The organism is Kaistella chaponensis (assembly GCF_900156725.1).
Lineage (GTDB): Bacteria > Bacteroidota > Bacteroidia > Flavobacteriales > Weeksellaceae > Kaistella > Kaistella chaponensis.
In genome coordinates this window covers 1-8,795 of sequence record NZ_FTOI01000020.1, presented here as the reverse complement: position 1 = coordinate 8,795, position 8,795 = coordinate 1, and the positions used below count along the sequence as shown (strand labels likewise).

Here is an 8,795-nt window from a genome sequence, read left to right as displayed (position 1 = left end):
TTTCAGCAGTTCCAGATAATGATCCAATGTTCTTAAAGTTTACTGCAAAAATCGAAAACTTATTTCAATTTGCACACAACTTTTGAGATTGATCCGGACTAAGCAAAATGTTTTGATAATCTCAATAAGAAAAACGCATTATCTTTTAATTAGAAATTTGAAAATTCCTAAAACTTAAAATTCACAAAAGGAAGCCATTAAAAGAACAAAAAAAATAAGTTTTTACGAACACTTCTTTTTTGCTTTTAGAATTCATAAAAGACCAGCTCCTTTTTATTCCTTTTGTCGTTTTTAACATCGAATGAAGCAGGTTTTTAGATTCTTTTAGCAACACTGTTTAGATTTAACAAACAAAGCGGAAACATCTCCTACCTTAATCAGGATTATGCGAAAGAATAAAAAACTCCCGTTCGCTTTTCACTCCACAAATCCAGCAAACAATAAAAGAACTCCCTTTTCTCGGTTAACACCCAAAAATCTTTTTTTTAAACATTCATATAAATTGATTAATTTTAATCTCAAAACACAAATTATGTTAGTCAAAGTTTATGGTAGTGCAATCTTTGGGGTTTCCGCGCAAACGATTACCATCGAAGTAAACGTGGACACCTCTGGAGTTGGTTATCACCTGGTTGGTTTACCCGATAATGCAATCAAGGAGAGCAGCTATCGAATTTCTGCCGCCCTGAAAAATGTGGGATTTAAAATTCCCGGCAAAAAAATCACCATCAACATGGCTCCTGCAGATTTACGCAAAGAAGGATCGGCGTATGACCTCAGTATTGCATTGGGAATTTTGGCAGCCTCTGATCAGATAAAAGCCGAAAACATCGGCGAGTACATCATCATGGGAGAATTGTCTTTAGACGGTGGTTTATTACCCATAAAAGGAGTTTTACCCATCGCCATTAAAGCCAGAGAAGAAGGCTTTAAAGGAATAATTTTACCCAAACAAAATATTCGCGAAGCTGCGATCGTAGATCAACTTGAAGTTTATGGTATAGAAAACATCAGTGAAGTCATCGGTTTTTTTAATGAAGGAATTCCTTTGGAAAGAACCTCCTTGGATACCCGAAAAGAATTTCAAGACAAGATCAATTTCTTTCCCTTCGATTTCTCGGAGGTTAAAGGCCAGGAAACCGCAAAACGCGCCATGGAAGTTGCTGCTGCAGGTGGACATAACATCATTCTCATTGGTCCACCCGGAAGTGGCAAAACCATGCTTGCGAAAAGACTTCCCAGTATTTTGCCACCTTTAACAATGAAAGAAGCCCTGGAAACAACCAAAATCCATTCGGTCGCCGGAAAAATCGGGACTGAAACTTCTCTGATGACCGTTCGACCATTTCGCAGTCCGCATCACACCATATCTGATGTTGCACTTGTTGGTGGCGGAAGTTATCCTCAACCGGGAGAAATTTCTCTGGCGCACAATGGCGTCTTGTTTTTAGATGAAATGCCAGAATTTAAAAGAACTGTTCTTGAAGTAATGCGACAACCTTTAGAGGATCGGGAAGTTACTATTTCCCGAGCAAAATTTACCGTGAATTATCCAGCGAGTTTTATGTTGGTTGCGAGCATGAATCCGAGTCCAAGCGGTTATTTCCCCGATGATCCCAACAACACCTCTTCACAGTTTGAAATGCAGCGCTATATGAGTAAACTTTCTGGTCCACTACTCGATCGGATTGATATTCATATCGAAGTTCAAAAAGTAGAATTTGAACAATTGGCTGATAAAAAGAAAGGGGAGCAAAGCAATGATATTCGAGACCGTGTCTTGCAAGCGCGAGACATTCAATCAAAACGATATAAAGATTCCAGCATTCATTATAATGCTCAAATGGGTCCCAAAGAAATTGAAAAATTTTGTGAACTCGACGAAACTTCAAAAAACCTGATCAAAATTGCGATGGAAAAACTAAATCTTTCCGCGAGAGCTTACGATAGAATTCTAAAAGTTTCCCGAACCATCGCAGATCTAGAACTCGCAGAAAATCTATCTTCATCGCATATCTCAGAAGCAATTCAATACAGAAGTCTCGACCGCGAATTCTGGAGTGTATAAAAAATCCTACTTCTGCAAAAAAGTAGGATTGTATTCATTTTTGGAAAGGATTACTTCCAGGTTTGATTGTTTTTGTTTTCAGAGCGCTTTAGACCATTGTCAATATTATAGGCTAAACCAAGTCCCAACGTTTGCTTCAACTGCGTTTTCCAAATTTGATTATGATCATACAACACATCTAAAGTAATTACAGAAGAAATATATTTATTGATTTTCATATTCAAAACACCGCCATAAGAAAGCACTAATCGATCAGGATGATCAAGATAATTTGAGAATACAGAAGCAGAATTTACCAAAGTAATGTTCTCCATTAATTTAACTTTATAAATTGCTTTTCCGAGAAAACCGAACTGAAAAAGAGAAGAATCTCCGTTATTTTTCAAGCCATAATTTCCGGCATATTGCAAATCTTTATCCAAAACAAAAGTCCAGCGTGCATTTGCAGGGCGCAAAGTCATGGTAAAATTATCGGAAGGTCTGTACGTAAATCCTGCACCCACATTTACATAACCAGGTGCCATAAAATTAGATATTTTTGCGGCGGCTGGATTATTTCCATCAGCATAACCCGGTGCAAACTGCGTTAATAAACTTGCGCCACCGGAAACATACCAACTTTTTGAAATTTTCTTACCGTAATTGGTAGAAAGATTGATAATATCTTGTGTTTTTCTGGTTCCTAAACCCTCTGTATTGTTTTGTCCGTACCCTAAAATCACTATATTTTCCCACAAATCATTTCCTTTTTCGTAGGTCATATTGTAGTTTACTCCAGCGATCCACCCAATATTATTAGCACCACCACCAATCCAGTTTGAAAATGCAGCTTGATTAAGCATGATGGTATTTTGCCCTTGAATGGACCAGTTTTTTAAAGTGTCTTGCTTCACTTCTGTTGATTGTTCTTGCGCCAATGCAAATCCCGAAATCAATAACGTTACTAAAAGTAAATTTTTAATCATAAGTTTATTTTAAGCGACAAATTTACCAAAATAAGTTTCAAATTAATTGGTGATAAAAGGCTTTATTAATTTCTTGTTTTTCTCGCTGTTTTCATACCCAACATTGTAGGAAAACCCAATTCCTAAGGTTTGTTTGATTTGAAGTTTCTCAATCTGATCATGATCGTAGAGGAGATCTACACTTACCACCGTAGAAATAAACTTATTGAATCGAAAATTCAGCGTGCCGTTGTAGGAAACATCCACATTTTGAGGCTGGTTTGCGTAGCTGCTAAAAAAATTCACCCGATTAACAAAATTGATGTCTTTGTATATATTAATTCGGTACAGAATATTCATCAAAGCTCCCAATTCTGCGCGAATACTTTGGCCATCTTTTTCCAGTCCGTATTTTCCTTCTTTTTGCAAGTAAGGATCTGCTACAAAAGTAAATTTGCCATTGATCGGCCGGAAAATGACTTGGAAATTTTCATTGGGGTTATAAGAGATCCCTAAACCTGCATTTAAATATCCAGGTGACATAAAACGAGAAATGCGGTCTGCAAAAGTGGGGTTCGGTGTTGCAGAAAAATTATAACCGGGAGAAAACTGTGATAAAAACTGAAAACCAGTGGAGAGATAATAATTCTTCCCGATGTCGTATCCATAATTGGTCATGAGATTGATGTAATCTTCGGTTTTTCTAGATTGTTCACCTTGCGATGCTACAAAACCATATCCCAATTGAAGTGTATTATCCAAAAAATGCTTTCCGTTTTTATAACTCAAATTGTAATTGACTTTACCAATGATCCCGATGTTATTATTACCTCCAGAATTCCAGTTAGAGAAGGAAGACTGGTTAAAAACAAAATTATTCTGGCCGAAATAAAACCACCTCTTTGCGGTTGCTAATTTCATAATATTATAGGGCGTAATCGGAATTCGCTCCGAGAGATCTGGGATCACCAATTGATTCCTGATCACGATTGTATCTCTGAAATGGATTTCAAAATTCTCCAACTTCGGATTCGCCAAACTATCAAGATTCAACGCAACAGAATCCCATCGTTTTTGAGAAATGGAATCAATTTCCTTTAAAGAATTTTTGCTAATTTGAGACATGAACCTTCCCGATGTGATCACCAAAACAGCGATTAAAAATAACTTTCTCATAGCGCACAAAGGTATAATAAACCGTATAATCTTTAAAATTAATTGCTCAGCGCTTGTCTAATTCTATCTAAAATCCACAAAAAACCCCAAAGTGAAAATTCTTGTAACGTTTTTTTTAAAGTAAAGTGTTCATTGACCATTACAATCTTTCGCTTTTTAAAGTTTCAGTTGGAGTGCATTTTGGTTTAAAGATTTATTTTCAATCATTCACTTGCAATTAGAACTTTTTGTCTTAATTTTTTGGTTAAATCTAAAAGTTATAGCCATATTTACTCATTAATTTTTTTGGCAACAGATTTGACAAAAAGGTATTTATGTTCAAAGATACTTTCAACTTCAAAGCAATAATTTACGCAGCCATGATGGTTGCAGCAATGTGGGTAGGTTTCTTTTTGCAGCATTTGGGTTGGTTTGAAGGTTGCAGTGGCGCCATCATTCCTTTAAATCCTTCAGGTTTGAAAGGTATTTTCTTTTCCCCTTTTCTTCACGGGAGTCTTGAACACATTTTCGGAAACACTGTTCCTATTTTCGTTTTAATTTTTCTGCTCTTTCAGTTTTATCCTTTTATCGCAAAAAAGGTGTTTTTTCTAGGATGGTTGGTGTCCGCATTTTTGGTGTGGCTGCTTCCTCCTGTTGATATTTTCACGGGAGAAATCAACCAAGTTTGCATTATCGGAGCAAGTGGAATCGTTTATACTTTAGCATTTTTCATATTTTTTAGCGGCGTCTTTCGGTGGAATATGAAATTACTGACCGTTTCGCTCATCGTAGCTTTGTATTATGGCAGTTTAATTTGGGGCGTGGTTCCCGAAGAATTATTTTCTCATCTCCCAGAAAGAAGCAAAATTTCTTGGCAGTCCCATCTTTCCGGTGCGGTGGTCGGAATTATTATCGCTTTCGCTTTCCGGAAAAATGGCGAAAAAAACATGCGCTATATTTGGGAGTTTCCCAATTATTACAGCGAAAAAGATGATAAACTTTGGCAAGAATACAAAGAAAACCATCCCGACGATTTCCTAGAATTGCCTTACCGAAAAAATGAAGATTTGTGGGATCACCTCGAAGAAATTAGAAAGAAATGATTAATTTTCTATAAATTTGATAAAAATTTCCTATGTTTTCGGAGGAAACACTTTATTCAGTTGCTCTTCGACATTGCCCTTTGATTGGCGATATCATCTTCCGTAAGCTCATCGGTGAAGCTGGTTCTGCAAAAGAAGTCTGGAATCTATCAAAATCTGGCTTAAAAAATATCTTCGGAATTGGCAAAAAAATCTCTTTAGAAATAGGAAACGCCGACCATTTACATTTTGCGGAAAAAGAACTGAAATTCTGCGAGAAAAACAACATCAAAATTAATCTTCGCCACCAAAAAGATTTGCCCACTCTTTTAAATGAATGTGAAGATGCACCCGCAATTCTATATCAAAAAGGAAATTACAATCCTTCCTTGAAACCCCTAAGTTTGGTCGGAACCAGAAACATCACTTCCTACGGAAAGCATTTTATACATGATTTCTTGGCAGAAGTGAAACATAGAAACATTCAAACAATAAGCGGTTTAGCTTTAGGTGTTGATACCGAAGTTCATCAGGTTTCTATTGCACAGAACATTCCTACGATTGCGGTTTTAGCGCATGGTTTTCATACGCTTTATCCTTCCAAAAACAGAAAATTAGCAGATAAAATTCTGGAAGAGAACGGTGTTTTGTTTTCAGAATTTAATTCTTCCCAAAAACCTGACCGTGAAAATTTCATCCAAAGAAACCGAATTATCGCGGGATTATCTCCGGCAACGATTGTAGTAGAAACTGCTTTCGGTGGAGGCTCCATCAGTACCGCAACTTTTGCTTTAAATTATAATCGCGAAGTTTTTGCATTGCCGGGAAAAATCACAGATCCATACAGCCAAGGTTGCAATCAATTGATTTTTTTGAACAAAGCGGGCGCAATTTCTACCCTTTCATCACTGATTGAACAGCTTGGTTTTCAGGCTAATAATGAAAAAACAGGCGAACTTTTCCCAAGTTCTGAAATTAGAATACAACTTTCCGACAGTCAACAGCAGATCCTCAATTCCATCGATAAAAATACGCCTATTTCTTTGGATGAATTGTCTGAAAAAGTTGAAATTGCCGCCTATAAAATATTGCCAGATTTGCTACAATTAGAGATTTCTGGATACATTAAAGCACTTTCGGGAAGACAATATCTTGCCGTATAGCATTCATTGGTTTTTAAAAATTTATTAATATTCATTTAACATTCAATTATTAACATGATAAAGCCAAAAATTATCGATTTAATAAAAATAAAGTTGAATTTTATTAATATTTTGTCAAATTTCAAAATTTAACTTGCAAGTTTTGAAAAAAAAATTAAATTTGTTGACAATAATAATCACCAGTTTATGGAACACTATAACGTAGAGCAAAAAATTGAAGAATTCATTGCTAAGATTGAAGCAAAAAATCCTAACGAGCCAGAATTTCTTCAGGCTGTAAAAGAAGTTGCAGTTACTGTAATTCCTTTTATTGCCAACAAGCCAAAATACAATGGCATGAAACTTTTGGAAAGAATGGCGGAACCAGAAAGAACCATTATTTTCCGAGTTTCTTGGGTAGATGACAAAGGTGAAATACAAGTAAACAGAGGTTTCAGAATTCAAATGAACTCTGCAATTGGTCCTTATAAAGGCGGAATTCGTTTTCATCCGACGGTTAATTTATCGGTGCTGAAATTTTTGGCTTTCGAGCAAACTTTCAAAAACTCACTTACTACCTTACCAATGGGTGGTGGAAAAGGAGGTTCAGATTTCGATCCTCAAGGAAAATCTGATATGGAAGTGATGCGTTTTTGCCAAGCTTTCATGACAGAATTATGCAAACATATCGGTCCAGAAACCGATGTTCCAGCAGGTGATATCGGAGTTGGAGCAAGAGAAATTGGTTATTTATTCGGACAATATAAAAGAATTCGCAACGAATTTACAGGAGTTCTTACCGGAAAAGGTTTGGCTTACGGTGGTTCATTAATCAGACCAGAAGCAACAGGATATGGCGTGGTTTATTTCGCTGAACAAATGCTGAAAACAATCGGTCAGGATTTCAAAGGAAAAACAGTTTCTGTTTCCGGCTTTGGAAATGTTGCGTGGGGAGTAGTGAAAAAAGTAGAAGAACTGGGCGGTAAAGCAGTCACCATTTCTGGACCAGATGGTTATATCTACGATAAAGACGGAATCACTGGCGAAAAAATAGATTTCTTACTAGAACTTCGTGCTTCTGGAAATAACAGAGCTGAAGATTATGTAAAAAAATATCCGACCGCAGAATTTCACGCGGGAGAAAGACCTTGGAATGTAAAATGTGATGTCGCAATTCCTGCTGCAACGCAAAATGAACTTTTCATTGAAGACGCAAAAAAACTAGTAGAAAACGGAGTAATTTGTGTTGTTGAAGCTGCAAATATGCCTTCAACTTTAGATGCAATTAATTATTTCTTAGACAGCAAAGTTTTGTTCTCTCCAGGAAAAGCCTCCAATGCAGGTGGTGTTGCAACTTCTGGATTAGAAATGACGCAAAACTCCATCCGACTCAACTGGTCATCAGAGGAAGTTGATGCCCGACTCAAAGAAATTATGATCGGAATTCACAAAGCGTGTAGAGATTACGGAAAAGAAGACGATGGCTATGTGAACTACGTGAAAGGCGCAAATATCGCTGGTTTCGTAAAAGTAGCAGAAGCAATGTTGGCTCAAGGAGTCGTATAAAAATAGAAAGTCTGGGAAAATCTCCCAGACTTTTTTTACCAAAAAACCTGTCCCGGGAAAATGGGAAAAAAGTAAAGTGAAAGGATAAAAAGCATTGATTTTTCAGTGCTTTTTATTTTTGGGGTAAGTGCGCTTTTTTTTAAGGAGCTTCAACACCGGTTTTCTTTTCAAAGACCTGTCCCGCTCTTCCCTACAATCTTTTTTACCAGCCTGAAGTCTGGCAAAAAAGGATTTCCAGTACGATCGGGGCTATTATTTCAGGCAGTTTGTTCTTGCCAATTATTTAGAATTTTTTTTCCAAAGAAGCACGCGCTCTCAAAATCTTCTGAGTTTTGAGCCATTAGTACTTCAATATCTCCACTTCGAATGCGGCGCTAAAGAAATTTGCATAAGATAGGAACTTTACTGCATGAGATAGGAAATTTACTGCATGAGATAGGAAATTTACTGCATAAGATAAGAAGTTTACTGCATGAGATAGCAAGTTTACTGCACAAGATAGGAGCTTTACTGCAAGAATGATGTGATTTTGATCTAAATGCTTACCTGTGCTAAAAATACCACGCCAAGTTTGTACTTCAAATACGAGAATGTTTTTTAAATATTTAAATTGCGTATTTTAGATATTTTAAGTTGCGCATTTTTAATATTCTCTAAAGTGGCAATGTAAAAACGAAGGTAAAAGCTGATAAACAGGGATAAGAAATAATTTTGTAAAATGATAAACTTGCGTATATTTGAGAGTTAGAGCGCAATTTTATAAGCCAGATTGGTTTTTTTGTTGAAAAGATTGGTGTATAAATCAGGGATTAAAAGAATCAAAATATAATATTTTGAT

General features: G+C 36.4%; 6 protein-coding genes. 4 read left to right on the top strand and 2 right to left on the bottom strand.

The window, feature by feature from the left end:
- Positions 1-532: 532 nt before the first annotated feature.
- Positions 533-2,068 (top strand): YifB family Mg chelatase-like AAA ATPase, encoded by a 1,536-nt coding sequence (locus BW932_RS13905; protein WP_076388640.1) that lies wholly within the window; start codon positions 533-535, stop codon positions 2,066-2,068.
- A gap of 50 nt (positions 2,069-2,118) precedes the next feature.
- Here BW932_RS13905 and BW932_RS13900 read toward each other — a convergent pair whose 3' ends face one another.
- Both BW932_RS13900 and BW932_RS13895 read right to left on the bottom strand, forming a co-directional pair.
- Entirely contained in the window at positions 2,119-3,033 is a 915-nt protein-coding gene (locus BW932_RS13900; protein WP_143745576.1) for a DUF3078 domain-containing protein, read from the bottom strand.
- Between the two features lie 42 nt (positions 3,034-3,075).
- Positions 3,076-4,188, bottom strand: a complete 1,113-nt coding sequence (locus BW932_RS13895; RefSeq protein WP_076388636.1) for a DUF3078 domain-containing protein — start codon at positions 4,186-4,188, stop codon at positions 3,076-3,078.
- A 314-nt stretch (positions 4,189-4,502) separates the two neighbouring features.
- On the opposite strand from BW932_RS13895, the gene BW932_RS13890 reads away from it, so the two are divergent.
- The 3 genes from BW932_RS13890 (at position 4,503) to gdhA (ending at position 7,957) form a co-directional block, all read left to right on the top strand.
- The gene (locus BW932_RS13890) at positions 4,503-5,270 is read left to right on the top strand and encodes a rhomboid family intramembrane serine protease (RefSeq protein ID WP_076388634.1); all 768 of its coding nucleotides are present in this window, start codon (positions 4,503-4,505) and stop codon (positions 5,268-5,270) included.
- Between the two features lie 32 nt (positions 5,271-5,302).
- Positions 5,303-6,412, top strand: a complete 1,110-nt coding sequence (gene dprA, locus BW932_RS13885) for a DNA-processing protein DprA (protein WP_076388632.1) — start codon at positions 5,303-5,305, stop codon at positions 6,410-6,412.
- Positions 6,413-6,598: 186 nt separating this feature from the next.
- Positions 6,599-7,957 (top strand): NADP-specific glutamate dehydrogenase, encoded by a 1,359-nt coding sequence (gene gdhA, locus BW932_RS13880; protein WP_076388630.1) that lies wholly within the window; start codon positions 6,599-6,601, stop codon positions 7,955-7,957.
- Positions 7,958-8,795 lie beyond the last annotated feature (838 nt).

Coding starts and splice junctions, on each gene's coding strand:
- BW932_RS13905 (WP_076388640.1), top strand. CDS start 533: ATGTTAGTCAAAGTTTATGGTAGTGCAATCTTTGGGGTTTCCGCGCAA.
- BW932_RS13900 (WP_143745576.1), bottom strand. CDS start 3,033: ATGATTAAAAATTTACTTTTAGTAACGTTATTGATTTCGGGATTTGCA.
- BW932_RS13895 (WP_076388636.1), bottom strand. CDS start 4,188: ATGAGAAAGTTATTTTTAATCGCTGTTTTGGTGATCACATCGGGAAGG.
- BW932_RS13890 (WP_076388634.1), top strand. CDS start 4,503: ATGTTCAAAGATACTTTCAACTTCAAAGCAATAATTTACGCAGCCATG.
- dprA (WP_076388632.1), top strand. CDS start 5,303: ATGTTTTCGGAGGAAACACTTTATTCAGTTGCTCTTCGACATTGCCCT.
- gdhA (WP_076388630.1), top strand. CDS start 6,599: ATGGAACACTATAACGTAGAGCAAAAAATTGAAGAATTCATTGCTAAG.